At 71.4% G+C, this 26,138-nt stretch carries 23 protein-coding genes; 10 read left to right on the forward strand and 13 right to left on the reverse strand.

Annotated elements, in window-relative coordinates; translation table 11 throughout:
* Nucleotides 1-21: 21 nt before the first annotated feature.
* From KHP12_RS30350 to KHP12_RS30365, 4 genes are all read right to left on the reverse strand, one after another.
* Nucleotides 22-639, reverse strand: coding sequence for a flavin reductase family protein (locus KHP12_RS30350; protein WP_086885021.1), 618 nt, complete (start codon nt 637-639; stop codon nt 22-24).
* Between the two features lie 235 nt (nt 640-874).
* Complete coding sequence (locus KHP12_RS30355) at nt 875-1,690, reverse strand: enoyl-CoA hydratase/isomerase family protein (RefSeq protein WP_211833934.1); 816 nt, start codon at nt 1,688-1,690, stop codon at nt 875-877.
* Between the two features lie 16 nt (nt 1,691-1,706).
* Complete coding sequence (locus tag KHP12_RS30360; protein WP_086884078.1) at nt 1,707-3,956, reverse strand: acetate--CoA ligase family protein; 2,250 nt, start codon at nt 3,954-3,956, stop codon at nt 1,707-1,709.
* Nucleotides 3,957-4,162: 206 nt separating this feature from the next.
* Nucleotides 4,163-5,317 (reverse strand): flavin-containing monooxygenase, encoded by a 1,155-nt coding sequence (locus KHP12_RS30365; protein ID WP_086884079.1) that lies wholly within the window; start codon nt 5,315-5,317, stop codon nt 4,163-4,165.
* A gap of 218 nt (nt 5,318-5,535) precedes the next feature.
* On the opposite strand from KHP12_RS30365, the gene KHP12_RS30370 reads away from it, so the two are divergent.
* Together KHP12_RS30370 and KHP12_RS30375 are read left to right on the forward strand one after the other, a co-directional pair.
* Entirely contained in the window at nt 5,536-5,988 is a 453-nt protein-coding gene (locus KHP12_RS30370) for a DoxX family protein (RefSeq protein WP_086884080.1), read from the forward strand.
* Complete coding sequence (locus KHP12_RS30375; protein WP_086884081.1) at nt 5,970-6,455, forward strand: Zn-ribbon domain-containing OB-fold protein; 486 nt, start codon at nt 5,970-5,972, stop codon at nt 6,453-6,455. The genes KHP12_RS30370 and KHP12_RS30375 overlap by 19 nt, the downstream gene beginning before the upstream one ends.
* A gap of 207 nt (nt 6,456-6,662) precedes the next feature.
* On the opposite strand, the gene KHP12_RS30380 is transcribed toward KHP12_RS30375, so the two are convergent.
* From KHP12_RS30380 to KHP12_RS52500, 3 genes are all read right to left on the reverse strand, one after another.
* Nucleotides 6,663-7,364 (reverse strand): pyridoxine/pyridoxamine 5'-phosphate oxidase, encoded by a 702-nt coding sequence (locus KHP12_RS30380; RefSeq protein ID WP_211833935.1) that lies wholly within the window; start codon nt 7,362-7,364, stop codon nt 6,663-6,665.
* 129 nt (nt 7,365-7,493) lie between these two features.
* The gene (locus tag KHP12_RS30385; protein ID WP_210609698.1) at nt 7,494-8,672 is read right to left on the reverse strand and encodes a thiolase C-terminal domain-containing protein; all 1,179 of its coding nucleotides are present in this window, start codon (nt 8,670-8,672) and stop codon (nt 7,494-7,496) included.
* Between the two features lie 221 nt (nt 8,673-8,893).
* Complete coding sequence (locus KHP12_RS52500) at nt 8,894-9,022, reverse strand: hypothetical protein (RefSeq protein WP_281429693.1); 129 nt, start codon at nt 9,020-9,022, stop codon at nt 8,894-8,896.
* A 191-nt stretch (nt 9,023-9,213) separates the two neighbouring features.
* Between KHP12_RS52500 and KHP12_RS30390 the strand changes: the two genes are divergently transcribed.
* Together KHP12_RS30390 and KHP12_RS30395 are read left to right on the forward strand one after the other, a co-directional pair.
* Complete coding sequence (locus KHP12_RS30390) at nt 9,214-10,641, forward strand: acyl-CoA dehydrogenase family protein (RefSeq protein ID WP_211833936.1); 1,428 nt, start codon at nt 9,214-9,216, stop codon at nt 10,639-10,641.
* On the forward strand, nt 10,641-11,123 hold the full coding sequence (locus KHP12_RS30395; protein ID WP_086886555.1) for a nitroreductase family deazaflavin-dependent oxidoreductase: 483 nt from the start codon (nt 10,641-10,643) through the stop codon (nt 11,121-11,123). Before KHP12_RS30390 ends, KHP12_RS30395 begins: the two co-directional genes overlap by 1 nt.
* Before the next feature lie 233 nt (nt 11,124-11,356).
* On the opposite strand, the gene KHP12_RS30400 is transcribed toward KHP12_RS30395, so the two are convergent.
* Nucleotides 11,357-12,004: a TetR family transcriptional regulator gene (locus tag KHP12_RS30400; protein ID WP_086886040.1), complete on the reverse strand. Its 648-nt coding sequence runs from the start codon at nt 12,002-12,004 to the stop codon at nt 11,357-11,359.
* Nucleotides 12,005-12,433: 429 nt separating this feature from the next.
* On the opposite strand from KHP12_RS30400, the gene KHP12_RS30405 reads away from it, so the two are divergent.
* The 4 genes from KHP12_RS30405 (at nt 12,434) to KHP12_RS30420 (ending at nt 17,675) form a co-directional block, all read left to right on the forward strand.
* Entirely contained in the window at nt 12,434-13,306 is an 873-nt protein-coding gene (locus tag KHP12_RS30405) for a VOC family protein (RefSeq protein WP_211833937.1), read from the forward strand.
* A gap of 230 nt (nt 13,307-13,536) precedes the next feature.
* Nucleotides 13,537-16,200 carry a protein serine/threonine kinase AfsK gene (afsK, locus tag KHP12_RS30410; protein ID WP_210609704.1) on the forward strand — a complete coding sequence of 888 codons (2,664 nt, stop codon included), beginning with the start codon at nt 13,537-13,539 and terminating at the stop codon, nt 16,198-16,200.
* A gap of 203 nt (nt 16,201-16,403) precedes the next feature.
* On the forward strand, nt 16,404-16,991 hold the full coding sequence (locus KHP12_RS30415; protein ID WP_086885986.1) for a hypothetical protein: 588 nt from the start codon (nt 16,404-16,406) through the stop codon (nt 16,989-16,991).
* Nucleotides 16,992-17,126: 135 nt separating this feature from the next.
* Entirely contained in the window at nt 17,127-17,675 is a 549-nt protein-coding gene (locus tag KHP12_RS30420; protein ID WP_244203423.1) for a PT domain-containing protein, read from the forward strand.
* Nucleotides 17,676-17,755: 80 nt separating this feature from the next.
* Here KHP12_RS30420 and KHP12_RS30425 read toward each other — a convergent pair whose 3' ends face one another.
* From KHP12_RS30425 to KHP12_RS30435, 3 genes are read right to left on the reverse strand one after another with little or no spacing between them, the layout of a single operon-like run.
* On the reverse strand, nt 17,756-18,523 hold the full coding sequence (locus KHP12_RS30425; RefSeq protein WP_211833938.1) for an enoyl-CoA hydratase/isomerase family protein: 768 nt from the start codon (nt 18,521-18,523) through the stop codon (nt 17,756-17,758).
* Entirely contained in the window at nt 18,520-19,005 is a 486-nt protein-coding gene (locus tag KHP12_RS30430; protein WP_211833939.1) for a Zn-ribbon domain-containing OB-fold protein, read from the reverse strand. The genes KHP12_RS30425 and KHP12_RS30430 overlap by 4 nt, the downstream gene beginning before the upstream one ends.
* Before the next feature lie 8 nt (nt 19,006-19,013).
* On the reverse strand, nt 19,014-20,180 hold the full coding sequence (locus tag KHP12_RS30435) for a lipid-transfer protein (RefSeq protein WP_037947928.1): 1,167 nt from the start codon (nt 20,178-20,180) through the stop codon (nt 19,014-19,016).
* Nucleotides 20,181-20,296: 116 nt separating this feature from the next.
* On the opposite strand from KHP12_RS30435, the gene KHP12_RS30440 reads away from it, so the two are divergent.
* Nucleotides 20,297-21,916, forward strand: coding sequence for a FadD3 family acyl-CoA ligase (locus KHP12_RS30440; RefSeq protein WP_211833940.1), 1,620 nt, complete (start codon nt 20,297-20,299; stop codon nt 21,914-21,916).
* Here KHP12_RS30440 and KHP12_RS30445 read toward each other — a convergent pair.
* Complete coding sequence (locus KHP12_RS30445; RefSeq protein WP_211833941.1) at nt 21,906-24,545, reverse strand: DUF6185 family protein; 2,640 nt, start codon at nt 24,543-24,545, stop codon at nt 21,906-21,908. The genes KHP12_RS30440 and KHP12_RS30445 overlap by 11 nt on opposite strands.
* Before the next feature lie 213 nt (nt 24,546-24,758).
* On the opposite strand from KHP12_RS30445, the gene KHP12_RS30450 reads away from it, so the two are divergent.
* Entirely contained in the window at nt 24,759-25,157 is a 399-nt protein-coding gene (locus KHP12_RS30450) for a hypothetical protein (protein WP_086884041.1), read from the forward strand.
* A gap of 564 nt (nt 25,158-25,721) precedes the next feature.
* On the opposite strand, the gene KHP12_RS30455 is transcribed toward KHP12_RS30450, so the two are convergent.
* On the reverse strand, nt 25,722-26,084 hold the full coding sequence (locus tag KHP12_RS30455) for a DUF1631 domain-containing protein (RefSeq protein WP_143678478.1): 363 nt from the start codon (nt 26,082-26,084) through the stop codon (nt 25,722-25,724).
* Nucleotides 26,085-26,138: the final 54 nt, after the last annotated feature.

Genomic DNA, 26,138 nt, shown 5'->3' on the forward strand with positions numbered 1-26,138 from the left:
GGCTTGCGCAAACGGGCGGCCTCAGGGGAGCGCCGTGAACTCTCCGAACGAGCCGCGGTGGAAGAGCAGCGGCCCGGATCGTGCCGCGGGCTCGTCCGTGCCCAGGGCCCGGACGCGGCCGACCACGACCAGATGGTCGCCGCCCGTGTGCACGGCGTGGATCACGCAGTCGATCCACGCCGGGACGTCCGCGAGCCGCGGTGAGCCGGTGACCGGGGACGGCTCGTAGCGGACGCCCGCGAACTTGTCGGGGCGCCGGGAGCCGCTGACCGCGAAGGAGCGGCAGAGCTCGCCCTGGTGCGCGCCCAGGACATTGACGCAGAAGACGCTCGCGCGGGCGATGCGCGGCCAGGTGGTGGAGGTGCGGGCCACCATGAAGGCGACCAGCGGCGGATCCAGCGACAGCGAGGCGAAGGACTGGCAGGCGAAACCGGCCGGTCCCGTCTCGTCGACGGTGGCGATCACGGTGACCCCGCTGGCGAAGTGGCCCAGCACCCGGCGGAATTCGGCCGGGTCGACCAGGGGCCGGTCATCGTCGCGCACACAGCGCAGCTCCGGCGGGGGCAGCGGGTCGACCGGTCGTACGGAGGCGGTCGGCGAGCCGACCGCCCGGAGGTAGCGGACGGCGGTGGCGGCCATACCGGCGTGTCCCATCATGGCCCCGTCCCCCTTTCTCGCTTGCTCGGATTTCTCGGCTTGCCCGGCTTTGCTCGGCTTACTCGGGTTCTGCCTTGCTGTCCCGGGTTCCCTGACGGCGTGGTTCTTCAGCGTCAATGGCCCCATCGGCCCCATCGGCCCCATCGGCCCCATCGGCCCCAGGGCCCCATCGGCCCCAGGGCCCCATCGGCCCCAGGGCCCCATCGGCCCCAGGGCCTCAGCGGCCCTGGTACCCGGGCGGCCGGCGCTCGATGAACGCGCGGACGCCCTCCTGCGCGTCGGCCGTGGTCATGTTGATCTCCTGCGCCGCCGCCTCGGCGGCGAACGCGGCCGGGCGGCCGGCCTCCAGGGAGGCGTTCACCAGCGCCTTGGTGAGGGCCAGGGCGCGGGTGGGCCCCGCGGCGAGGCGCTCCGCCCAGGCGCGGGCGGTCTTGGCCAGATCGTCGTCCGGGACGACCCGGTTGACCAGCCCCAGCCGCTCGGCCTCGGCGGCGGGCAGCGCGTCGCCGAAGAACATCAGCTCCTTCGCGCGCTGTGGGCCGATCAGCCGGGCGAGGAGATACGCACCGCCCCCGTCGGGGACCAGACCGCGGCGGATGAACACCTCGATGAACACGGCCGATTCGGCGGCCAGCACCAGATCGCAGGCGAGGGCGAGATGGGCGCCGAGCCCGGCCGCGGTGCCGTTGACGGCGGCGATCACCGGCTTCTCGCAGTCGAGGACGGCGGCGATGAGCCGCTGAGCTCCGCCGCGGATCAGCCGGGCGACATCGCCCGCGACGCGTTCCGCCCCGGTCGGCGCGCCGCGCAGATCCGCACCCGCGCAGAAGCCCTTGCCGGTGGCGGTCAGCACGACGGCCCGGACGGACGGGTCGGCGGAGGCGTGGTCCAGCAGCGAAATCAGGTGTTCTCGCTGGTCGGGGGTGATGGCGTTCATCGCCTCGGGGCGGTTGAGCGTGATCCACGAGACGCCGTTGTCAGTGGTGTGCCGTAGAACTGAGTCACGGGAGTCTTCAAGGGGGGCAGAGGTCATGGCAACGCTCCATGCGTCAGCGGCAGATCGCCAGGGCGTCCAGTGCCACGGCACCTTGGCCACGTTCCAGCACCATCAGCGGGTTGACGTCCAGTTCGGCGAGGTGGTCCCCGAGCTCCAGGGCCATGCGCTGGACCCGCAGCACGACCTCGACGAGAGCGTCCACGTCGGCGGGGGGAGCGCCGCGCACACCGTCGAGGAGGGCGCGGCCGCGCAGTTCGGCGAGCATCGCGCGCGCCTGGTCCTCGCCGAACGGGGGGACGCGTACGGCAGCGTCACGGAGGACCTCGACGAGCACGCCCCCGATACCGACGGTCACGGTCGGCCCGAAGAGGGGGTCCTGGCTCATGCCGACCACCATCTCCACCCCGCGCTCGACCATCTGGCAGACCAGCACCCCGTCCAGCTCGACGCCCTCGTAGCGGGCGATGTCGGTGAGCTCCCGATAGGTGTCGCGGACCTGACTGGCCGAGGTCAGCCCCAGCCGGACCAGCCCCAGCTCGGTCTTGTGGGCGAGCTGCGGCGCGGACGCCTTCATGACCACGGGGTAGCCCACCAGACCCGCGGCGCGGACGGCCGCGGCCGCGCTGGTCACCAGCTGCTCGCGCGGCACCCGGATGCCGTACGCCCGCAGCAGCTGTTTCGCCGCGTGCTCGCTCAGGCGGTCTCCTGGGCGCAGCAGATCGCGCACCTTGCGAAGGGAGGGGGACGGCGTGCGCGGGGCGTCCTCGAAGGGGGAGCGGTAGGAGGCGGTGAAGCGGTGGTGCCCCAGATAGGCGCGCACGGCGGTGATGCAGTTGGCGAACGTACGGAAGGTGGCCACGCGGGAGGAGCCCAGCAGGGTGGTGCGGTAGGCGTCCTCGGTGCCGACCGGCGAGCCCCACACCACGCACACCAGCTTGTCCGTCTGTTCCGCCGCGTCCACCAGGTCCTGCGCCAGCTTGTCGCTCATGGGCGGGAAGGGGCCGGTGATCGGGCAGATCAGCACGCCCACGGCGGGGTCGGCGAGGATCGCGTCGATGATCTTGCGGCCGCGCCAGTCACCGACCGGGTGTCCGCCGTTGTCCACCGGGTTGGCGACGCTGAGATCGCCGGGTATCCACTGGTGGAGCTCGGTCTGCTTCTCGGGGGAGAGGGTGGGCAGGGTGAGGCCCGCCGCGGTGGCGAGGTCGGCGAAGTGGGCCCCGGTGCCCCCGGAGATCGAATACACCACGACGCCGTCGGCGAGTGGCGGGCGGGCGCGGGCGAGCAGCGCCGCCGTGTCCTGAAGCTCGTCCAGGCCGTCCACGCGGATCACGCCGAACTGCCGCATGGCCGCGTCCACCACCGCGTCCGAGCCGGTCAGCTTGCCGGTGTGGGAGGCGGCGGTGCGGGCGCCGGTCTCGGTGCGGCCGACCTTCACGGCGACGACGGGCACCTTGGCGCGGGCGGCCCGGTCGGCGGCGAGGAGGAAGCCGCGGCCGTCCTTCAGCCCCTCCGCGTACAGGGCGATGGCGCCGACCTCGGGCCGGGTGGCGAAGTAGGAGATGAAGTCGGAGGTCTCCAGATCGGCTTCGTTGCCGGTCGGGGCCCAGTGGCTGAGCCGGATGCCGAGTTCCTGGAGGGTGAAGACCGGGCGGCCCTGGTGGCCTGACTGGGTGATGAGGGCGATGGCGGGTCCGTCGAGGTCGTCGCGGAACTTCTCGAAGGCGTTGAGGTTGGTGTTGGGGCCGAGCAGCCGCAGCCCGGCGCCGCGGGCCGCGTCGGCCAGCCGGGCCTGCGCGGCGGCGCCCTCGGGGCCGGTCTCGGCGAAGCCGGAGGCGAAGACGACGGCGAACCTCACCTTGCTCCCGTCGAGTTCCTCGATCACCGGGAGCGGGTCGCGGACGAGGAGGACGGCGAGGTCGACGGGTTCGGGCAGCGCGGCCACGGACGGTACGCACGGAATGCCGAAGACGGCGGGACGGGAGGGATGCACGGGGTGCAACCGGGCGCCGACGCGTTCGGCCCAGGCCAGGAGCTGGCGGGTGATACCGGTGTTGGGGCGGCCGTCCGCGTCGGAGGCGCCGATGAGGGCCACCGACTCGGGATGGAAGAAGTGGTCCAGATCGGGGACGACGGACGTCAGCGGGCGCCCGCTGACGTCCACGTCGTCCACGCCTTCGGCGGTCCCGCCCGCCGCGGTCCTGCTGTGGACATGCACGGCGGGGCCGGGGGCCTGACCGCACGCGACAGCGCGGGCATGACGGGAGTTGGTGGTCAGGGTGCCGTAGGTCGATCCAAGCATCGGTATCCGCCACTCCTGCTCGTTGGCCAATAACCGGGTAGGTGACCAGGGGATTCGGCGTCGGCCGCCGTAGCAAAACTGACGCCAAGTCACATTACCCAGTAGTCAGGTTACTGAACTGACGGCCTGTCAGGAATGCTCGGGGCGCGGGGAACACGCAGGGTGACGGAGGGGCCGGCGGAATCGCGGCCCGCTCCGCCTCGCCGTCATGCCGTCGTGCGGGCGACCGTCCTGGCGATCTTCCGGGCGTCGATGGCCAGCTCGCGCAGCATTCCGCTGATCGGGTTGGTATAGCCCGTGAAGTGCAGACCCGGCGCGCCCTTCAGGGTCCGCCGGCCGTGCGGGAGGGGGCGGCCGCGGTCGTCGAGCACGCCCAGATGGCCGACCAGTTCCTCCAGGCCGCGCCGGTAGCCGGTGGCGGCGATCACCACCTCGGGGCCGATCCGTGAGCCGTCGGCCAGGACCACCTTGTCCAGATCGAAGGAGTCCACCGCCGAGACCACCTCCACCCGTCCCGTCCGTACCGCGTCGACCAGCCCCACGTCCTGGACCGGGATCGCGCCCTCGCGTACGCGGGTGTAGAGCCCGGTGTCGGGCCAGGGCAGACCGTGCTCGGTCAGGTCCGGCATGCTCACCCGGCACATCACCCGCGCCGCCCGGTCCACCGCGCGCCGCGGCAGCCTGCGCACCAGGATGCCGGTGGCCTGCGCGGGCCACCCGGCCGTCGAGCGGCGCAGGATGTGCGGCACGGTGCGGATCGCCAGTCGCACCCGGGCCGCGCCGCCCTCGACCAGATCGACCGCGATCTCGGCGCCGGTGTTGCCGACGCCGACCACCAGGACGTCGCGGCCCTCGAAGGGGCGGGGGTTGCGGTAGTGGGCGGCGTGCAGCAGCTCACCGGTGTAGCCGGCGCGGCCCGGCCAGTCCGGCAGCCGCGGGGTGTGGTTGAAGCCCGTCGCGACGACGGCCACGGGCGAGGACAGCGCGCGGCCGCCCGTGGCGCGCAGCACCCACTCCGAGTCGTCGGCCGACCGGTCGATACGGGAGACCTCGACGCCCGTGACGATGTCCAGCCGGTGGTGCTCGGCGTAGCGCTCCAGATAGCGCACCACGTCGTCGCGCCCGACCCACCGTCCGTAGGACCGGGGGATCGGCAGCCCGGGGAGCGCGGAGAGTCTGCGCGTGGTGTGCAGATGCAGCCGGTCGTAGTGGTTCCGCCAGGACGCGGCGACCGCGTCGGACTTCTCCAGGACGACGGCGTGGATCCCGCGGTGGCTGAGCGCGGCGGCGGCGGCGAGTCCGCCCGGTCCACCGCCGATCACATAGACGGGTGAGGACTTCTCGGGGAAGCGGTCGGCCATGCCGGTGAGCGTAGTCGGGTATTTGACGGGTTTCGGTCAAACAGTCGGTCAAAGTGATTCCGGATGGGTTGCGGAGAGGTCACGGTCGGTCGGCGCCGGAACGTCGCCGCGGTGTCCCGTCGGATTCCGCTCCGCCGGTGCGACCCCTTGCGCGGGTCGCACCCGGCCCATGAAACTGACGTACCGTCAGATTCGGTGGCGTGGGAGGGTGGGGAACGATGCGGACGATCGGGCTCGACGGGGCCGAATGGCTCGCCGTACTGCGTATCGGACTCGGCCTGTGGTGGCTCGAGAGCTGGCGGCACAAGAACAAGAAGGACTGGTTCGAGCGCGGCACCGGTATCGGCTGGGCGGTGGGCGTGGCCGCCAAGCACCGCTGGGCCTTCGTCCGCGGCGGCTTCGACGCGGTGGTCACACCACGTCCCAAGGCCATGGCATACGTCGTCGTCTACGCCGAACTCGCCCTCGGCCTCGGGCTGACGCTCGGTTTTCTGACCCCCATCGCCCTGATCGGCGCGATCGTGCTCAATCTGCTCTATTTCCTGCTCATGATCCACGACTGGGCGGAGCAGGGGCAGAACTCGATGATGGTGCTGATCTCCGTGGTCGGGATCTTCGGCATGAGCTGGCAGACCTGGTCGCTCGACGAGGCATGGGGGCTGTTCCTGTGAGCCCGACGCCGTCCGCGGGCGGCCCGCGCTTCGATCTGCCCGAGATCGACGCCTTCACCCGCCCCTACTGGGACGCTGCCGCCGAGGGCCGGCTGCTGATCCGGCGCTGCGGCGGGTGCGGCCGGGCCCATCACTACCCGCGCGAGTTCTGCCCGTTCTGCTGGAGCGAGAACGTCGTCTGGGAGGCGGCGAGCGGCGCCGCGTCGCTCTATACGTGGTCCGTGGTGCACCGCAATGACCTGCCGCCGTTCGGTGCCCGCGTCCCGTACACCGCCGCCGTCGTCGATCTCGCCGAGGGGCCACGGATGATGACCGAACTCATCGAGGTCCCGGAGAGCGGGCCGAGGGTGGGGATGCGGCTCCGGGTGGCGTTCCGGGCGCCGGGGGCCGCCGAGGCCGCCGAGGCGGTCAAAGGGGCCGAGGGGGGCGTGCCGGTCGTTCCTGTCTTCCGGCCGGTGCCTGCCTAAGCGCTTCGCTGGAAGTGTGGCGATGCGTCGTCGGCCGACTGCGGCGCCGTCGTGGCTGGTCGCGCCCGCGCGGCGGAGCCGCATATCGACACAGCCCCGCGCCCCTTCGGGGCGCTGCCCGAGCCGTAGCGGACTACCTCCGACCTGCTTGGCCTGCCGCTGCCCGCCCGGCCTTACCCGCGTCGCCGCCTTACGGCCGTGCCGCCGTTATGGCCACAGCAGCTCTCGCCGCCAGCCGCCGGGGGCCCCGGGGTCGCGGCGGTAGCGGACCCGTACGTGCCGCCGCCGGGCCTCCTCCTGGTAGAACTCGACCTCGTCGGCTTCCAGGATGTACAGGGTCCAGGTGGGGGCGGTCGCGTCCGGTTCGCGTTCGGCCCGTTCGTACGCCGTCTCGAAGGCCCGTAGCAGCTCCTCGTACGAGCCGAGCACCTCGCTCTGCCGTCCGCTCCCGGCCAGCGCCGCCGCGAGTGCCGCGGGGGACCGGCCGCGCAGATCGGCCGCGCTCTCCTCCCGCCCGGCCTCGCCGACCCGCCCGCTGACGCGCACCTGACGGCCCGAGCGCATCCAGTGGAACGCGAGCGAGGCATAGGGCCGCTCCGCCAACTCGCGGCCCTTACGGCTGGTGCGATGGGTGCCGAAGTGCCAGCCGCGCTCATCGGCGTCATGCAGCATCACCGTGCGTTGGGACGGACGGCAGTCGGCGCTCACGGTGGCCAGCGACATGGTGTGCGGGCCGGGTTCGCCCGCCTTGGCGGCCTCCCGCAGCCACCGCCGGAAGAGCGAAAGCGGTGCGTCCGGGGCCGTGGCCGGGTCGAAGACGGGCAGTTCGCCCGCATGGGGTACGCGCAGGCCGCGCAGCAGTGCGAGGAATGCCTCGGCCTCATCTTGGTCGTCTTGGTCGTCGCTCATCGGCTCCCCATCCGATCACCCGTGAGGGGCCGGGGCAAGCGGGGGAGGGGAGTGCGTATGGCAGGGGCGGGGCGGGCGTGCGTATGGCAGGGGCGGGGCGGGCGTACGTATGGCCGGAGGCGGGGCCCGTCAGCCGCGGCCCAGGACCACCGTGCCCGCCGAGCAGAACCAGCCCCCCGTGCCCGATGCCACGGCCAGCTCCGGCAGCCGTCCGCCCGCCTTGCGCACCTGGCGCTCCCCGGCCTCGCCGCGTAGCTGCCGTACGGCCTCGACCAGCAGGAACAGCCCGCGCATCCCCGGGTGGCAGGCGGAGAGGCCGCCGCCGTCGGTGTTGGTCGGCAGCTCGCCGTCCCGGGTCAGCCGCCCCTTCGCCGCGAACGCCCCGCCCTCGCCCTTGGCGCAGAAGCCGAGGTCCTCCAGCGTCACCAGGGTCATATAGGTGAAGGCGTCATAGAGCTCGGCCACATCGATGTCCGACGGCCGGATGCCCGCCCGTGCGAACGCCGCCCGCCCCGAGGTCGCGGCCGGGGAGACCGTGAAGTCCTCCCATTCGGACATGGTGGTGTGCGAGACGGCCGTGCCCGAACCCAGTACCCATACCGGGGGTTTCGCCGTGCCCGGTACGTACTCCTCGGCCGCGAGCAGCACCGCGCAGCCGCCGTCCGAGCGGATGCAGCAGTGCAGCTTGGTGAAGGGGTCGGCGATCATCGGACCGCTCAGGACGTCATCGACGGTGATCGGTTCGCGAATCATCGCGTCCGGATTGTGCCCGGCATTGATACGCGCCTGAACGGCGATGTCCGCCAGCTGTTCGAGGGTGGTGCCGTACTCATGCATATGGCGGCGCGCGGCCATCGCGTACTTGGCGACCAGCGTATGCCCGTACGGGACCTCGAACTGGAGCGGTCCGCGCGCCCCGAAGGAGAGGTTCGCGGTGCGGCGGCCCGCGCGGATGTCGGCGCGGGCGGTGGAGCCGTAGACGAGCAGAACGGCGCGGGCGTGCCCGGCGGCGATCGCGTCCGCCGCGTGCGCCGCCATGACCTCCCAGGTGGCGCCGCCGACGGCCGTCGAGTCGGTCCAGGTCGGCCGCAGCCCCAGATACTCGGCCACCTCGACCGGTGCGAGGGTGCCGAGCCCCGCCGAGGCGAAGCCGTCGACGACCGACCGGTCGAGACCGGAGTCGGCGAGGGCCCGGCGGGCGGCCTGGGCGTGGAGGGCGTAGGGGGTGGCCGTGTCGACGCGGCCGCAGTCGGAGAGGGAGACGCCGACGATGGCGACCTTACGGTTGCGCTGGGCTGCGGGCGACATGAATCTGACGGTACATCAGATTCGGTGGAGTGGAAGGGGGCGCCTGCGCCGGCACATCGAGGTCCGGGGGCGCCTGCGCGAGCGCATCGAGGCCCCGGGGGGAGGGCGCCTGCGCGAGCTCGCCGAAGCCCTGGGGAAGGGGGTGGTCCGGACGATCTCCCGTATGGCCGTGCCCGCGCCTCGAACACAAGCCCCGTCCGGACCACGCGTGAGGCGTCCGGTTACTGAAAGAACTGCCCCACGCAAGCGGCGATCGCCACCAGAAGGCTCAGCACTCCGATCACGACCTGCCACTTGTCCGGGCCGGTCCACCGGGCGTCGCTCGTCTCCTGCGTGCTCCGATCGTCCATTACCCCTCCTCGCTCCTCCGACAGGCCCCGGAGGACAGGGCCACCGCCGGTCCGGTCGCGCTCCGGCGGAGGATGCGGGGAGGAACGTGATGGGGCGGCAGCAGCTTAGCCGTGGATGGGGCGGGAGGGGTGGGAAAGTCCGGAGGCCGTCCCTAGTATGACGGTCCGTCAGAAAACGGAGGTGCTCGCCGATGGACGCCGCGTTCACCGAGGAACAGGACGAGATCCGCCGTACGCTGCGCACTCTGCTGCGGGAGCGGTGCGGGCCGGACGAGATCAAGACGGCGGTCCAGACCGCGCCCGGCTATGACGAGGCCCTGTGGCGGCGGCTCGCCCGGACGCTCGGGCTGCCGGGCCTCGCCCTTTCGGCGGCGTACGGGGGCGTCGGCTGCGGCGTCACCGAGCTGGCGCTGGCCTGTGAGGAGACCGGGCGGGTGCTGCTCCCCTCGCCGCTCCTGGCCACCGCCGTGTTCGCCGCGCCCCTGGTCGCCGCGCTCGGGACGGAGGCGCAGCGCGCCGAGCTGCTGCCGCGCATCGCGGAGGGCGCCCTTACGGCGGCACTCGCGGTGCCGGGGCGCGCGCTGCCCGAAGCGCTCGGGCTCGTAGGAGCGCGGGACGGCGCGTGGGCCGGTGGGGGGCGCGCGGGGGGTGTCCAGGCGCGCCCGGACCGGGACGGCGGCGCGGGGTGGCGGCTGTACGGGCAGGTGGAGCAGGTGCCGGGCGGGCACAGCGCCGAACTGCTGCTGGTCGCCGCCCGTGCCGGGGGCTATACGCGCGGGCGGACGCTGCTGTTCCTCGTCCGGGCGGGGGCGGACGGGGCCCGGGCGGGGGTGGACGGGCTGGTCCGCACCCGGCTGACCGCGCTCGACGCGACCCGGCCGCAGGCCCGGATCGAGCTGCGGAACGTCTCGGCCGAGCTGCTGGGGGCGGACGACGGCGGGAGCGGGAGCGGGGAGGCGGTGGCCGAGGCGCTGGCGGCCGTGGGTACGGCGGCCGCGGCCGTGCTCGCCGCCGAGGCCGTGGGGGCGGCGGACGCGGCCCTCATGCGGACGGTCGAGTATGTGCGGGCGCGTGAGCAGTTCGGCCGTCCCATCGGCTCCTTCCAGGCGGTCAAGCACCGGCTGGCGGATGTGTACGTCGCGGTGCAGGCGGCCCGTTCGGCGGCGTACTACGCGGCCTGGGCCGCGGCCGAGGGCGGTGCGGGCGGTACGGAAGCCGCGGTCGCGGGCGGGCTGGCGCTCGCGCAGGCGCTGGAGGCGCAGCGCACGGCGGCGGCGGAAGCGGTGCAGCTGCACGGCGGTATCGGCTTCACCTGGGAGCATGACGCGCATCTCTACTTCAAGCGGGCCGCCTCTGACGAGCTGCTCTTCGGCCCCGTCCACCGGCTGCGGGCGCGGGCCGCGGAACGGGAAGGACTCTTCGGCGCGGCCGATCTCGCTCCTTACGGTGGCCATGAAGGGCGCGGCGGGAGCGGCGGCCAGAACGGGGACGGCACGCACGGTGGGCCGGACGGACGCGATGGGCGGGACGGGCTGGACGGACGCGATGGGCCGGAGGGGCCGGACGAGCCGGAGGGGCCGGACGGGCGAGACGGCCTGCGTAAGGCGGTGACGGCTTGATGGCCGGTTACGGTGTGAAGCTGATCCGTAAGGTGTCCTCGACCCGCGCCTTCGCCAAGGTCGCGCCCCATGTCATCCCCGCGTTCGACCGCACGGTCCACCGGCTGACCCGCGGCAAGGTGCTGCCGAGCGCGCGGATGCTGCCGGGCGTGATTCTTACGGCGCGCGGGGCGAGGTCGGGGCTTCCCCGCCGTACGCCGCTGGCCTGTATGCCGGAGGACGGCGGCACCTGGATCCTGATCGGCAGCAACTTCGGCCGTCCGGGTCATCCGGCCTGGACGGCGAACCTCCTGATCCACCCGGAAGCGGAGATCAGCTGGCGGGGCCGGGACATCGCCGTCCGGGCACGCCTCCTGGAGGGTGCCGAGCGCGAGGCCGCCTGGGCCGCGGTCCTCGCCTTCTGGCCGCCCTACGCGACCTACCAGTCCCGGGTGGACCGCGAGATCCGCCTCTTCCGCCTCCACCGCGTCGAGACGGGCTGAGCCGGGCCAGGGGCTGAGCCGTGCCGTCGGGCCGTGGGGGAGGGCTGAGCCGGGGCTGAGCCGGTCCCTCCCGTTCGGGGGCCCCGCGCCCCTCCCGTACCAGTGCCCGCAAAGGGCCGCGGCGGATCACTGGGGAGTGATCCGCCGCGGCGTGACAGGACGTGCGGGCCCGGCAGGGCAGCCGGCCGGGAGGGGGCCGGGGAAAGGAGGCCGGGGGAGGGGGCGCGGATTCGTTACTTCGGCGGCTTGCGGCCGGTGATGCCGAGGTGGACGAGCCAGGTCAGGCTCGGCTTGAGGTCGGCCTGCTTGACGCCCCAGCTCTGGAAGCCCTTCTGGTGCGCCGCGACCGCCGCCAGCATGGCGACCAGCGAGCCCGCGATGGCCCCGGGGTTGAGGTCCCCGTCGATCCGGCCCTTGGCCTGCTGCTCCTTGACTGCGTCCGTCAGGGAGTTGGTGACGGAATTGAGGATCTTCATGCGGATCTTGTAGAACCGCTTGTCCCCCTCGGCGGCGCCCAGATCGACGACCCTCAGGATGGCGTCGTGTTTGCGCCAGAAGGAGAGGAACCCCTCGACCAGGTCCTCCGCCGCGGTCGCCCCCGACTTGCCGGCCCATGAGCGGTCGGCGACCAGATCGGTGAGGTTCGCGCCCTCCTTCGCCATCTCCTCGGCGAGCTCGAGGACCGCGCCCTCCACATCGGGGAAGTACTGGTAGAACGTCGCAGGCGAGGTCCCTGCCTTACGTGCGACATCGATGACCTTGACGTCTCGATACGGGGAGGTGCTGAGCATCTCGCCGAGGCAGTCGAGCAGCTTCTGCCGCGTCGCCTGCCCGCGACGACCGGCCACCCGCCCGTCGACTGTGCGTACTTGTCCTGTCATGCCGTCAGCTTACCGAGGGGTGATCGGAGCGCGATTCGGCTGCGTGCAAATGGGGTTAGGGCGGGATGAGTGGGTTTGCGAACCTCGCTGAGCAGGTTGGAATGGCTGATTCCGACCCCTGTCCACAGTCGTCAAGCCCTCAATCACCGCTCACCCACACGTGTGAATCGTGTTATCAACAGCCTGTGGATAACAACGGTGGATGACGCGCTCGGACCCGCCTTCGAGCCAAAAGGATTGGCCAAATATTTCGAGTTCCGGAGCGAGCAGACCGGGCGATCCCCCGTTAGCGTGGCAAGTGAGGTGAACGAACCAAGCGGTTCCAAACACGTGCCAAGCATCTCCAAACGGGCTGTGAGCAAGCTCCGAGGCGAGCAAGCTCCGAGGTGAGCGAGTCCGAGGACCGAGGGACGCGGGAGGACCCGGGCCATGGCGGCATTCGCGGAAGGCGTGCCCTGCTGGGCGGATGTGCTGCTGTCCGACCTCGCGGCGGGGCGGCGCTTCTACGGTGAGCTCTTCGGCTGGACCTTCCAGGAGATCGCCACCCACTACGGCACGTTCACCCGGGCCCTCCTCGGCGGTAAGGACGTCGCGGGGCTGGTGCCCAAGCCGGACGGGCGGATGCCCACCGTCTGGAACATCTACTTCGCCGCCCAGGACGCCGCCGCGACCGCCGTACGGGTCCGCGAGGCCGGTGGCCGGGTGATCACCCCGCCGGTGTGGATCGACGAGTTCTGCGTCATGGCGACGGCCGCCGACCCGGGCGGCGCCGTCTTCGGGATCTGGCAGGCGGGCAGCCACCCCGGCTTCGCGCGGCGCGGCACGCCCGGTTCGTACGGCTGGACAGAGGTCCACACGCGTCAGCCGCGCGCCGTGGACGCCTTCTACCGGGCGGTCTTCGGCTACGAGATGACGCCCTCGGCCCGGCCGCCCTCCGCAGCGCCTCCCGCCCCGCCGTCCACAGCGCCCCCCGCGCCGCCCCCGGGCGCGCCCCCCGCGCCGCCCTCCGCCGAGGGCGCACCGGCCGACGTGGTCCTGTGGACGCGGCGCGGGGAGCCCCCGGACCCCCGTCACGCGATCGGCGGACGCGTCGTGATGGGTGAGGAGTACCCGGCCGTTCTGCCCGCCCACTTCCTGACGTACTTTGTGGTGGCGGACTGCGATCAGACGCTGCGCACGGCCCACGGGCTGGGTGGGCGGGTTCTCAAGACCACCGAAGATACGCCGTACGGGCGTTTCGCGGTCCTTGCGGACAATCAGGGCGCGGCCTTCGCCGTCATCGACATCTCGACGGCAGGCTGAACCCGGGGCGAAAAACTGGGCGATACGGGCCCGCGGGCACTTGGATGGTCCCCGGTCGAACCGGACGGACCCCGGCTCCGTATCGCCCGATGACACGACGATTCGCCCCCGGGTTCGCAACCGCCGCCTTCGCCAGAGAGAATGCAGGATGCGTGCCGCCGGTTGGTTTGTCGGTGAGACGCTGCACGGGGCTGTATTTTTTCAAGCCCCCACGGGGAGGTGGCAGGCAAGTGGTGGAGCAGCTGACGCAGCACGATCCGAGGCGGATCGGCCCTTTCGAGGTGCTCGGACGTCTCGGCGCGGGCGGCATGGGGCTGGTCTATCTGGCCCGCTCGGCATCGGGCCGACGGGTCGCGATCAAGACGGTCCGGACCGAGCTCGCCGAGGACCAGCTGTTCCGTGTCCGATTCACCCGTGAGGTGGAGGCGGCCCGCGCGGTCAGCGGGTTCTACACGGCCGCGGTCGTGGACGCCGATCCGCGCGCCGCGGTGCCGTGGCTGGCCACGGCCTATGTGCCGGCGCCCTCCCTCGAGGAAATCGTCAACGAGTGCGGGCCGATGCCGGCCCAGGCGGTGCGCTGGCTGGCGGCCGGGGTCGCCGAGGCGCTCCAGTCCATCCACGGCGCGGGCCTGGTCCACCGGGATCTGAAGCCGTCGAATGTGCTGGTCGTCGAGGACGGCCCGCGCGTGATCGACTTCGGTATCGCCTCCGGTGTCTCGAACACCCGGCTGACGATGACCAACGTCGCGGTCGGCACCCCCGCCTACATGTCCCCCGAGCAGGCGCGCGACTCGCGCAGTGTGACGGGCGCGAGCGACATCTTCTCGCTCGGCTCGACCCTGACCTTCGCGGCCACCGGGCACGCGCCCTTCCACGGCGCCAACCCGGTGGAGACCGTGTTCATGCTGCTGCGCGAGGGCCCCGATCTGGCCGGGCTGCCCGATGAGCTGCGGCCGCTGATCGAGTCGTGCATGCAGATGGAGCCCGAGCGGCGGCCGTCGCCGGCCGATCTCCAGTCCCAGCTGGCCCCGCATCTGTTCGCCTCCAACGCCGACGACAGCGGTACGGCCTCGGCCTGGCTGCCCCCCGGCGCCGTCGCCCTCATCGAGCGCAAGCGCAGCGGCCGCAACCAGGTGCGCGGCTCCTCCCGGCCCGCGGCCGGAGGCAGCCGCCCCGGTGGGAACGCGGGGAACGCCGGAAGCGCCGCGAGCGCGGGCAGCCGCCCCTCCGCGCCGCTCCCGCCCGAGCGCCCGCCCACGCCGCCGCCCTCGTACGCCCCCGCCGCGGGAGCGGCCGCGGACGGCCATGGCGGGCGGCACGGCGCCGCCGCGAGCGGGCCCGCCGCTCCGAGCGGCTGGGAGCCCGTGGGCGTGGGCGATCCGCGCGGCGGCCTGCGCGCGCCGGAGGCCGCGAGTCCGCCCAGCGCGCTGGGCTCCATCGGGCCCGGGCGGCACGCCGCCCCGGCCGCCGCTGCCCCGTCCGCCGCCGCGGCGCCCGCCCCGGCCCCCGCCGGGGCCGACGGATCGGTGCGGCTGCCCGGTTCGCAGGTGCCGATCGGCCCGGGGCTCCGGGCCGCCGACGCGCGGGACCCGCAGGCGCAGCACGGCACCGGGCCCGCCACCGGCTGGGTGCGCCCGCCGGCCGGGGTGACGAGCGGAGGGTTGAACGGGGGCGATGGCACGGCCGCCGTCCCGCCGCCGACCCACTCCCCGTCGGCCGAGCCGCCCGAGCCGCCCGGCGGGGCCGGGCACGGCCGCTGGCGCCCGTGGCGGTTCCGCATGTCCAACGACGTATGGGGGACCCCGGCGGTCGCCGGCGATCTGCTGTACGTGACCTCGTTCGAGGTACACGCGCTGGACGTGGGCACCGGCCGGCGCCAGTTCAAGACCCGTGACGTGGCATGGGCGATGGCCGTGGCGAACGGCCGGATCCACGCCTCCGACGGCCCCACGCTGTACGCGCTGGACGCGGAGGACGGCGCCGAGCGCTGGCGGCTGTCGACCGACGGCTGGGTCTACTCCCTGAAGGTCGACCGCGGCACGGTCGTCACCGGTACGCGCGGCGGTGGCGTCCAGGCGTGGGAGGCGGCCAACGGTGAGCTGCTGTGGGAGATGCAGGGCCTCCAGACCGACTTCGAGACGCCCGAGTCCGGCCCGGCCGTCCATGACGGCACGGTGTATGTGTGGGCGGACGCGCGGCTGCGCGCCCTGGAGGCGCGCACCGGCGCGGAGCGCTGGTCGTACCCGGTGGGCGACGCGGCGTCGTGCGGTGGGGTGCCGCTGCGTCTGCTGGCGGCGCCCGACGGGGTGGTCTACGTCTCGGCGGGGACGCGGGTGCTCGCGCTCGACGTCGCCCGCGGGGATGTGCGGTGGCGTTTCGAGGCGCCCGCCGTCTTCCTGTGCGCCCCCGCGTACGCGCCGGGGCCCGCGGTCACCGGCGGCGGTATCTACATCGCCGACTATCTGGGCACGGTGTACGCGCTGGACGCGGCGAACGGCCGCGACCGCTGGCGCATCGCCACCGAGGCCCGGCAGTCCATCGAGCCGGTGCTGGTGGCCGACGGCTCGGTCCATCTGGGCAGCGGCGGCGCGCTCTACACGCTCGACGCGGTCACCGGCACGCCCAAGTGGCGCTTCGCGGCGGGCGGCGAGGTCATCGGCTCGCCGGTGGTCGCCGACGGCCGGGTCCACTTCGGCTCGGCCGATCACTGTCTCTACACGGTGGACGCGGCGGGCGGACAGCTGCGCTGGAAGCTGGCGACCGGCGGCGAGATCACCGGATCCCCGGTGGCCGCCGGGGGCGTGGTGTACGCGTGCAGCAAGGACCGCTGCGTCTACGCGCTGGACGCGGTGAAGGGCACGGGCCAGTCCCGCCCGTCGGGCGGCCGGGCCTGACCGATCCCGGGGCGGCGCGGTGACGCGACGAGACGGCGGCGCGATGAGACGGTGACGCGGCCACGCGCCGACGAGCCGGAGACGGCAGGTCGCAGGCCGTGTCCCTGACAATTGCTGCTACGGTTGCGGGCGTTCATCGACCTCCTGGGAGCCGGGAGGTCGATGGGTAACTCTGCGCGGTCTTCGGGGGAACGGGGTCTGTGATGCGGCGTGGTCTACGGCTGGCGGCCGTGCTCACCGTGGTGCTGGTGGCGCTGACCGGGTTCAAGGGGCGTGGCCATGGCCACGGAGGTGGCGGAGGCGGCTGCTCCAGCTCGTCCTCGCACCACTCGTCGGGGTCGGGTTCCGATTCCGGCTCCGGCTCGGGTGGTTACTCGGACTCCGACGACGAGAGCTCCACCACCGGTGCGGGCTCCGGCGGCTCGCGTTACCGCGACTACGACGATGACGACTACGGCGACAGCGCCTCCAGCGGCTCCTCGGGCGGCACGGCGCCGTCGTCCGAGCCCCAGGCGACGGTCGTCAGCTGCGCCGATAAGGGCAAGGACGTCGAAAAGGGCAAAGGCAAAGGTGGCCGTCCGGCGGCGACCGTGAAGGTGCGCAACCGCTCGGGCACGGCCGACACCTACCTCGTGGACGTGAACTTCCAGGACCGGGACGGTCTGACCCTCACCTCCGGCCGCGCCGATGTGCGGATCCCCGCGGGGAAGACGCGGACCGTAAGGGTGCCGCTTGACGATCCCTCGGTCGTGGGAACCGTGGTGCGGTGCGAGGTCGTCTCCGTCCTCTGAGAGCCGGGACAGGCGCGCCCACAGGTGACTTTGGGGTAGCAAAACCCATTGCTAGGGTGGCGTGCACTTGTCAACAGGCTGCATTTGGCTTGAATGAGCCTTTTCAACGGGGGTAATACCATGCAACGCCGCTCCATGCGCATATGCGCCGTCGCCCTGGTCGGGCTCATCGCGCTGACCGGCTGCGGAAAGAAGAAGGGCGGCAGCCACGACGGCGGCCTCGGGGGGTTCGTCTCGGGCGGGAGCGGGGGCAACGACAACCCGGCGTCCGGTCCCACCGACCTCCCCAGTGGGCTGCCCACCGATCTGCCCAGCGGCGCGCCCTCCGACATGCCGTCCTACGACGCCCCCACGCCCTCCTACACCTACTCCGCGCCGCCCACCTACAACTCGGACGGCACGAACGACATCACCGCCACCGGCTGCGACTACGACGAGTCGACCCGTTCGTTCCAGTACACCCTCAATCTCAGGAACCCCGAGACGCAGTCCATGCACTACTCGATCACCATCGAGTGGGAGGACCAGAACGGCGGCAGCCTGCTGGGCTCCGACTACAAGTCCGTCACCGTGGCGTCCGGCGGCAGCCAGACCCTCAGCGCCACCTCCTACCGCACCCTCACCCAGCAGACGTCCTTCACCTGCAAGGTCACCTCGGCGCTCAAGTACCCGAGCTCCACCTGAGACCCGAGCCCCGAGCCGCTCGATCCGGGGCGGAGACGGGCCTCACCGGGCGCGGACGCCTCACCGGGCGCGGACGGGCCTCACCGGGTACGGAAGCCGGGCGTACGGGCCGCGAAGAGCGCGGCCTGTCGCCCCGGCGGCAGATTGCCCAGCGCGATCAACTGCGGGGCCTGCGCGAGCGCCTGGGCCAGCGCCGCCTCCTTCGCCGCCCATAGCGCCCTTACGGTGCCCTGCACCGCCTCCGTCGGGTACGACGCGATGACCGACGCGGCACGGATGGCCGCTGTAAGGGCCTCACCGGCCGGGGCCACCTCGCTGACCAGGCCCGTCTCATACGCCCGCCGGGCCGAGAGCCGCTCCGCCGTCCCCATCAGCGCCATCCGCGCGACCTCGCCCATGGGCATCCGCTGCGCCATGTAGACGGCCTCATAGGCGCTGACCATCCCATAGCTGGTGTGCGGATCGAAGAAGGCCGCCGTCTCGTCGGCGACGATGAACTCGGCCTCGCCCAGCAGATAGAACGCCCCGCCGCAGGCCATTCCGGCCACCGCCGCGACCACCGGCTTCCACAGGTCGTTGGCCTTGGGCCCGACGGTGCGCAGCGGATCGTCCATGGCGTAGGGCGACGGCGGCTGCGCGACCTCCACCGAGCGGTCGATGCCGGTGCTGAAGGCCCGGCCGCCCGCGCCGGTGAGGACGACGGCCCGGACCGCGTCGTCCCGGCGGAAGCGCCGCCATGCGGCGGTCAGTTCCGAGACCGTCTCCAGGTCGATGGCGTTGTGCCGCTCGGGCCGGTCGAGGGAGACGACCGCGACGCCGTCCTCCTGCACCCGTACGCGGACCGTCATGGCCGCTCCAGCAGCCAGCGCACCACCGTCAGCCCGCCGTCCGTCTCATGGAAGGCGGCCTTCACGGGCGCGCCGATGCGGATCCGCTCCGGCGGGACCGAGTTCAGCGCGGCGTCCGCGGCGGCGACCAGATTGCCCACCAGCCGGATGCGCGGGGCGTCCGCGAGTTCCACGAGGACGACGTTGTACGGCGCCTGGGCCGCGTAGGCGGGCAACAGCGGGGGATGGGGCAGCACATACGACCAGATCCGGCCACGGCCGCTCAGCTTTTTCCACAGGCTCTCGAAGGACTGGCAGTGAGGGCAGCAGGGCCGGGGCGGGAAGCGCGGTTCGCCGCAGCCCGCGCAGCACTGGACGCGCAGTTCGCCGCGCGCCGCGTAGGCGAAGAAGGGCGCCCCGTCGTCGTCGGGCACGGGCGCCAGCAACCCATCGGCCCGCTCGCCCCCGCCACTCGCGGCCGTGGTCGTTTCCGTCTGTGTCATACCGTCGCTCAACTCCTCAGCAGCAGGGCCGATGTGGGAACCCCCTCACCCGCCGTGACCAGGCAGGTCGTGGCGCCGGGCACCTGGGCGGTGCCGGTGCCGCGCAGTTGTCTGACCCCCTCGGTGATGAGGTTGAAGCCATGGACGTACGCCTCGCTGAGGCCGCCCCCGCCGGTATTGAGCGGCAGCCGTCCGCCGATCTCCAGCGCGCCCCCCTCGGTGAACGCGGCGCCCTCGCCCCGGGCGCAGAAGCCGTAGCCCTCCAGGGAGAGCGGGATCAGCGGGGTGAAGGCGTCATAGATCTGCGCGACATCCACGTCCTGCGGCCCGAAGTCGGCGGTTTTCCACAGCCGGCGGGCGGCGGTCCAGGAGGGGCCGGTCAGCGGGTCGTCGTTCCAGTAGTTGACCATCCCGTGGTGCTGGGCGGGCAGGCCCTGCGCGGCGGAGTGGACGTACACGGGCCGGTGCCGGCAGTCGCGCGCCCGCTCGGCCGACACCAGCACACAGGCCAGCGCGCCATCGGTCTCCAGGCAGTTGTCGAAGAGGCAGAGCGGTTCGCTGATCCAGCGCGCGGTCATATACATCTCGCGGGTCAGCGGGCGGTCGTACATCATCGCGGCGGGGTTCTGATTGGCCCGGTTGCGGCAGGCCAGCGCCACATTGAAGAAGTGATCGCGGGTCGCGCCGTACTCATGCATATAGCGCCGGGCCAGCAGCCCGATCTCATCGGCCGGGCGCAGCAGCCCGTACGGCCGGGTCCACTGGGCCGGGGTGGGCAGCTGCACCCGGGTGTTGGTCCAGGGGCGCGGCCCGCTGCCGCGTTTGCGCGACCGCCAGGCCACCCCGACGCTCGCCTGCCCGGTGGCGATCGCGGCGGCCAGGTGCGCGACGGTCGCACAGGAACCGCCGCCCCCGTAGCCGACCTTGCCGAAGAAGGTCACATCCCCGGCGCCGATGGCCTTGGCGATCTCGACCTCGTCGGTCTCCTCCATGGTGTACGAGGCGAAGGCGTCCACCTCGGACGGGGCGATACCGGCGTCGTCGAGCGCGGCCAGGATCGCCCGGCAGGCCAGGGTCTTCTCGGACTCGGGCAGGCGTTTGGCGAAGGGGGTCTGCCCGATACCGGCTATCGCCGTCGCGTCCTTCAAGGTCGCTGTCGCCCTTGCCGCCCCCATGGCCGCCTCCGTGGTCGCGTTCACCGGTGCTGACAGCGGGGAAGGCTACCGCTAATCTGACGGGTAGTCAGCTACTGGGGTCGTCCGTCCCGGGTTCCGGGGAGGGGAGCGGTCCGATGGAACAGTTGGAGCAGGGGCACACCATCCCGGCCCTGATCCGGGCGGCGGTCGAGCGGTTCGGCCCGGACGAGGCCGTCGTCGAGGGCCGCGCCCGGATCTCGTACGCGGAGCTCGGCGCCCGGATCGAACGCGCGGCGGCCGCGTGCGTCGCCTCGGGCCTCGAACCGGGCGACCGCGCCGCGATCTGGGCGCCCAACACCACCGACTGGATCGTGGCGGCGCTCGGCGCGGTCACCGCGGGCGGGGTGCTGGTCCCGGTCAACACCCGCTTCAAGGGCGGCGAGGCGGCGTATGTGCTGCGCCGCACCCGGGCCACGCATCTGTTCATCACCGGCACCTTCCTGGGCACCTCGTATGTGGCGTCGCTGCGCCGGGCGGCGGGGGAGGGGCCGGGCCATGGCCCCCTGCCGGGCCTGCCCTATCTGCGGGAGGTGGTGGTCCTCGCCGACAACGGCCCGGAGGACTTCCGCACCTGGAAGGACTTCCTGGCGCTGGGCGACGCCGTGCCACCGGAGGAGGTTCGCTCCAGGGCGCAGGCGGTGCGCCCCGCGAACCCCTCCGACATCACCTTCACCTCCGGCACCACCGGCCACCCCAAGGGGGTGGTGACCACGCACTCCCAGACCGTGCGGGTCTTCGACACCTGGAGCGAGATCACGGGGCTGACGGCGGGCGATCGCTATCTCATCGTGAACCCGTTCTTCCACACCTTCGGTTACAAGGCGGGCATCATCGCCTGTCTGAGCCGTGGTGCCACGATGGTGCCGCAGCCGGTGTTCAGCGTGGAGACGGCCCTGGCCAATATCGCCGCCGAGCGCATCACCGTCCTCCCCGGCCCGCCCACCCTCCACCAGTCCCTGCTCGACCACCCCTCCCGCGCCGCCCATGACCTGTCCACCCTGCGGCTGGTCGTCACCGGCGCCGCCGTGGTCCCGCTGGAGCTGGTGGAGCGCCTGCGCTCGGAGCTCGGGGTCGCCACCGTGCTGACGGCGTACGGCCTGACGGAGGCATCCGGCACCGTCACGATGTGCCGCCGTGGCGATCCGCCCGAGGTCATCGCGGGTACGGCGGGCCGTGCGATCCCGGACACCGAAGTCAAGATCGCCACGGCCACGGGACGCGAACTCTCCCGGGGCCGGCCGGGCGAGGTCTGGGTCCGCGGCTACCACGTCACACCCGGCTACTTCGAGGACCCGATCGCCACGTCCCGCACCATCACGCCCGACGGCTGGCTGCGCACGGGCGATGTCGGGGTGATGGACGAGCGGGGCAATCTGCGCATCACCGACCGCATCAAGGACATGTTCATCGTCGGCGGCTTCAACGCCTACCCCGCCGAGATCGAGCAACTCATCGCCCGCCACCCGGATGTGGCCGATGTCGCCGTGATCGGCATCCCGGACCCGCGCCTGGGCGAGGTGGCCAAGGTCTACGCGGTCCGCCGCCCGGACTCGACGCTGACGGCGGACGACCTGATCGCGTGGTCGCGGCGGGAGATGGCCAACTACAAGGTGCCGCGGCAGGTGGTGTTCCTGACCGAGCTTCCGCGCAATGCGAGTGGGAAGGTCCTCAAGGCGAAGCTGCGGGCGGGATGGAACGGGGTCGCTAGGGCTTGAGCGGTGGCCCGGCCAGGTTGTTCCAGATCGCCGCTGCCGCCGCGAATTGGGCGATGAGAAAGGTGGCATGCACGGAAAGGGTGCGCACCTGGTAGATCGACAGCAGCAGGCTCAGACGCGTCGGCCACAGTTGCCTCTCTCCGCTGAAAGTCGCCATGTCCATCCAGAGGCTGGTCAGGGTCAGGACGATGAGCATGAGCGAGATGCTGAGAACTGCATTGCCGAGTTCCGTGTCGGTGATGCGGTTGACCAGGGCGCCGATGCCGATGGGGATGGCATAGGCGATGGTCAGGCTCAGCGCACGCGTGGGCCCACGGTGGCCGGGCAGCATGCGCCACAGCGCTCCCAGGACCAGACCGGCCCCGGCCCAGGTGATCTGCCAGGTGACGAACCAGGCGGCGATGTCCGGTAGCCCTGTCGCGCTTGCGCTCGTGAGCAGGAGCTGCTTGGGACTTTTGAAGTAATTCGCCCAGACAATCACGGCGCTGGAGGGGATCCCGAAGAGAAAGGCGATGCGCGCACCGTGCAGGGCGTTGTCCCACCATTTGTCGTGCGGCCCCCAGCTCAGGGCCACATCGACAACAGAGACCTGGTCGGGGAGAAAGCCCCGATCATATCCGGGAGGGCGCCAACGTCGCAGCCGTCGAAGCCGGTCCTCCAGCGCCTCGCGGTTCATGTCCTGTTCCGTGTGGCCCTGATCCACCAGGCGGAGCCGCTGGTGGAGATTACGGTACTGGTGCGCCTTCTCCAGCATGTCCCGCCGACCCTGCGCGGTGCCCAACGTCTGAGTGAGGAAGGCTCCGCCCGCCTGGTGGAGCACAGACCAGCGTCGGCCTGTCGCTCGCACGGCGTAGACGGCCGCGATATTCAGCAGAAGCCAGACAGTCAGCAGCAAGGAGGAGCCTGCGAACAGTTGGGCCCGCGTCACCACGGCGAGGGCGAAAACAACGGCGGTCAGCCGCATATCGTTGCGCGAAGGTCCCAGCGAGATCTGCTCCGTATTCGCCTCGGACCGCGCGGCATCGGCACGGCTGTTCAGCAGAGCCACCAGTGCGATGGTCGTCAGGACCCATGTGTGGGTGTATGCCCAGGAAAGTCCAATCGACCCGAAACCAGCCAGAGTCTTGTGCAGATTCTGGTCGTGGGCTCGGTCATAAGTGGGGTCATGCTCCAGGAGCCAGTTGGTGCGTCGCCAATTCAGCTCGACGGACCACCGGTACGCATACAACATCACCACGGCGGCCACAGCCAATACAGCCCCGGAAGCCGCCATGAAACGGATCGTGGCCGTGTCCCATGCCGCCGTCCAGGATGCGCGGGCCAGCCCTCCGTCCCGCACGAACCGCCACGCCCATGCCGCCATCGCGACCAGCCACAACCACACCATCAGCAGTTGCAGCAGCATCAGTCTGACGGTGTATGCGTCGGGTGGTGCCAGTTCTCCCGGCAGGCCCATGACACCAGGGGCCAGAACCGCCACCAGGCCGAGGGCGGTCAGGCTGAGGGAAATCAGAAATGCGTTGCGGGTAAATGCCCGGCCCCGACGGTTCAGCTTGCTGGTCGGCCACTTCGGCTTATCCGTTGACCGGTCGGGGAGCCAGGGGCGCGCTGCGAGGATGAGCACCGATCCTGCGGCAATGCCGGCGAGGGTAGGCCAAACTTTGAGGCCCCTCGTCCCTGGGATCAGCAGGGCAAGACCAAGGCCCAGAGCCGCGCTGAGCCCGGCCCACCACAAGGCTGTCCTGGCGAGGCCCCGTTTGGAAAAACCGTCGGTGACGGCAGGGAGCCGCCATGGCGGCCACCGCCAAAACCGCTCCGGCGGTCTCGGCGGTGAAGGTGAGCGCGGAGCGGTGCGAAGTACCGCGAGTGCCAATGCCGCTGAGCCGCATACCCACCACAAGATGAGGCCCAGTCTGCTGAGGGTGGACCCACGATTCTCCAACGCGAAGGCGGCATGCCAGGGTGGGAACACGTCGACCCGTACACGAGAAGGGTGTCGGGGTTTGGGCCACACCCACCTGTTCTTTCCCGCGTATGCGGCTTTGGGGCGCACATCGCTTGCCTCAAGCCCGTCAAGCCGGACTTCCACCTGTTTCCAGTGGGCGCTTGCCAGCATCTTGCCCAGTTTGGCCAGCTGAAAAGTGGCATGCCATGGATGATCAGGCTTCCTCGCATCGATGTGCCACGGTCCGATCTGGAACTCTCCCTTATGGCTGATCAAGGCGAATGCCTTATAGCGGACCGTGACCCCGTGTCCCTTCGGCGCGGTCTTCACCTCCGGACTGTGGAGGCGCCACTCGTCCTTCCAGGTGGGCTTGGTATTGGGTTTTGTCTCCGCGCGCAGCAGGCAGCGCATTGCCTGTCGATACCGCTTGGACTTCTCGCCGAGCGGCAGTTGGTTCTCCAGCCGCCACTTATCCGGCACGGTCACGTCCGTATCTGCCTGGGCCTGGACGTATGTCTGCCCATGATGGGAGAACCGCAGCACGGAACGAGCCTGCAACGTGCCGGCTTGCGCCATGTCGCATACGTCACGCCCGGCCCCATGGGCCTCCACCACGCATACGCCCCACCACCCCACCGCCATGACCAACAGCCCGAGCCAGCGCCGCCACCGGTTAGCCGCCATCCATTCGCTCCGCTACCCACGCATGATTGACCTACAGTGCGTATACCTACTCATCCGGAAGCCACAGGCCCGGGGTAGACGCGCAACGAGAGGTGAAGGTCCAATCGATTGGCCGCATGGTGGGCGGTCGGCTCTGGATTGCGGCACTCCATATCGCGGCTTACGATCTTTCAAGAGTGCATAAGCTGATCCGTTGACCATAGGAGAGGGCTTATGGCCGGTAAAAACGCGACCCACCAGCGGCCCGCACTTCCCAGGTTCGAGGAAGCCGAAGGGCTGGGCCCGCAGGACGCGGAGTTCGTCCGGGACCTCATCGCGGTGCTGGAGAAACACGGAAACCTCGACCGTTTCGGCCTCTGCCTGCTGCACGATCACTTCCCGCTCGCCACGGACGAGGTTCTGGTCGAGACGAACGACCCCGAGGCGCGCACGCTTCAGATCCGCGTGGAGAAGGCCAACGGGACCCGGCATACCAAGCCCTCGCAATGGCGATTCATGCCGGACACCGGCCATGCCAGTGCCAATGCCAAGGGCGCGGAGACCCAAGGTGGCCCCTACGAGGTGATCCTTCAGTGCGATGTGGTCAGCCTGTGCCCGGGGCGTGACCGCTGAAGAGTGCGCTCCGGTGCGCGTACGCGCACCCGGCGCGGGGCAGCGCAAAGGGGCCGGGCGTTTTCGCCCGGCCCCCCTTGGTGCTCACGAGTGTCTCGTGGCGCCTACTGCGGGCTGGTGGGGGCATGACCCTCGCCCTGCGGGCCCGGAGCGGCAGTTGTGGCGTATTCACCACTGTCCACACCGACGATGGGGGTGTGACTATCGCTTGCAGACGCGAATGCGGCTGTCTGGCTTGTGGCTCCGACCGCCGCACCTATGGCGATAATCAAGGTCGCAATGCCCTTTGTGGCACGAGTCATTCCGGTTCCTCCGTTACGGGGGGTGATTATCTGTTTTGTACTGCAAATTAACAATGAGGGGTACATGTGTTCGGCCATCTGGCCGGAACTGGTCGAAGCTTGGCGGAAAGGGGGTGCGCCCGGTGGTGCGGTGGGGGCGCGGGGTCGTTCGTCCGGGAGGTGGCCCGCGCAAAGGGGCCGATGTCGATGACGTCCCCTCCGCGTCATCGACATCGGCCCCGCGGTGTTACCTCATGGAAATGAGCGACACTTTCGTGTGCCCCTACTGGGGTGCCGAAGGTGTGTGGCCCTCGCCTTCGGCGCTCAGCTGCGGCGGTGCCGGTGTGTGGCCCTCGCCCATGGTGCTCAGCTGCGGCGGTGCGGGCGTGTGGCCCTCGCCCATGGTGCTCAGCTGCGGCGGTGCGGGCGTGTGGCCCTCGCCCATGGTGCTCAGCTGCGGCGGTGCGGGCGTGTGGCCCTCACCCATGGTGCTCAGCTGGGGCGGAGCGGGTGTGTGGCCTTCGCCCTGGGTGGACACCTGAGGAGGTGCCGGGGTGTGGCCCTCGTCCTGAGTGGTGAAGGGCGCCGGGTCGGCCTCCAGTGGCCGGTAGACGTCGGACTCGGGTTTCTTGTCCGTGTTTGTCACGATCAACTCCATCGGATGCTTTGGTCGGTATAGGCCGTTGGCACCCGCCCGGCG

The organism is Streptomyces asiaticus (assembly GCF_018138715.1).
In the GTDB taxonomy this organism is placed as follows: domain Bacteria; phylum Actinomycetota; class Actinomycetes; order Streptomycetales; family Streptomycetaceae; genus Streptomyces; species Streptomyces asiaticus.

Coding starts and splice junctions, on each gene's coding strand:
- KHP12_RS30435 (WP_037947928.1), bottom strand. CDS start 20,180: ATGGGGGCGGCAAGGGCGACAGCGACCTTGAAGGACGCGACGGCGATA.
- KHP12_RS30405 (WP_211833937.1), top strand. CDS start 12,434: ATGGCGGCATTCGCGGAAGGCGTGCCCTGCTGGGCGGATGTGCTGCTG.
- KHP12_RS30450 (WP_086884041.1), top strand. CDS start 24,759: ATGGCCGGTAAAAACGCGACCCACCAGCGGCCCGCACTTCCCAGGTTC.
- KHP12_RS30430 (WP_211833939.1), bottom strand. CDS start 19,005: ATGACACAGACGGAAACGACCACGGCCGCGAGTGGCGGGGGCGAGCGG.
- KHP12_RS52500 (WP_281429693.1), bottom strand. CDS start 9,022: ATGGACGATCGGAGCACGCAGGAGACGAGCGACGCCCGGTGGACCGGC.
- KHP12_RS30395 (WP_086886555.1), top strand. CDS start 10,641: ATGGCCGGTTACGGTGTGAAGCTGATCCGTAAGGTGTCCTCGACCCGC.
- KHP12_RS30385 (WP_210609698.1), bottom strand. CDS start 8,672: ATGTCGCCCGCAGCCCAGCGCAACCGTAAGGTCGCCATCGTCGGCGTC.
- KHP12_RS30375 (WP_086884081.1), top strand. CDS start 5,970: ATGGGGGCTGTTCCTGTGAGCCCGACGCCGTCCGCGGGCGGCCCGCGC.
- KHP12_RS30365 (WP_086884079.1), bottom strand. CDS start 5,317: ATGGCCGACCGCTTCCCCGAGAAGTCCTCACCCGTCTATGTGATCGGC.
- KHP12_RS30390 (WP_211833936.1), top strand. CDS start 9,214: ATGGACGCCGCGTTCACCGAGGAACAGGACGAGATCCGCCGTACGCTG.
- KHP12_RS30370 (WP_086884080.1), top strand. CDS start 5,536: ATGCGGACGATCGGGCTCGACGGGGCCGAATGGCTCGCCGTACTGCGT.
- KHP12_RS30415 (WP_086885986.1), top strand. CDS start 16,404: ATGCGGCGTGGTCTACGGCTGGCGGCCGTGCTCACCGTGGTGCTGGTG.
- KHP12_RS30380 (WP_211833935.1), bottom strand. CDS start 7,364: ATGAGCGACGACCAAGACGACCAAGATGAGGCCGAGGCATTCCTCGCA.
- KHP12_RS30425 (WP_211833938.1), bottom strand. CDS start 18,523: ATGACGGTCCGCGTACGGGTGCAGGAGGACGGCGTCGCGGTCGTCTCC.
- KHP12_RS30350 (WP_086885021.1), bottom strand. CDS start 639: ATGGCCGCCACCGCCGTCCGCTACCTCCGGGCGGTCGGCTCGCCGACC.
- KHP12_RS30440 (WP_211833940.1), top strand. CDS start 20,297: ATGGAACAGTTGGAGCAGGGGCACACCATCCCGGCCCTGATCCGGGCG.
- KHP12_RS30360 (WP_086884078.1), bottom strand. CDS start 3,956: ATGCTTGGATCGACCTACGGCACCCTGACCACCAACTCCCGTCATGCC.
- KHP12_RS30400 (WP_086886040.1), bottom strand. CDS start 12,004: ATGACAGGACAAGTACGCACAGTCGACGGGCGGGTGGCCGGTCGTCGC.
- KHP12_RS30445 (WP_211833941.1), bottom strand. CDS start 24,545: ATGGCGGCTAACCGGTGGCGGCGCTGGCTCGGGCTGTTGGTCATGGCG.
- KHP12_RS30420 (WP_244203423.1), top strand. CDS start 17,127: ATGCGCATATGCGCCGTCGCCCTGGTCGGGCTCATCGCGCTGACCGGC.
- KHP12_RS30355 (WP_211833934.1), bottom strand. CDS start 1,690: ATGACCTCTGCCCCCCTTGAAGACTCCCGTGACTCAGTTCTACGGCAC.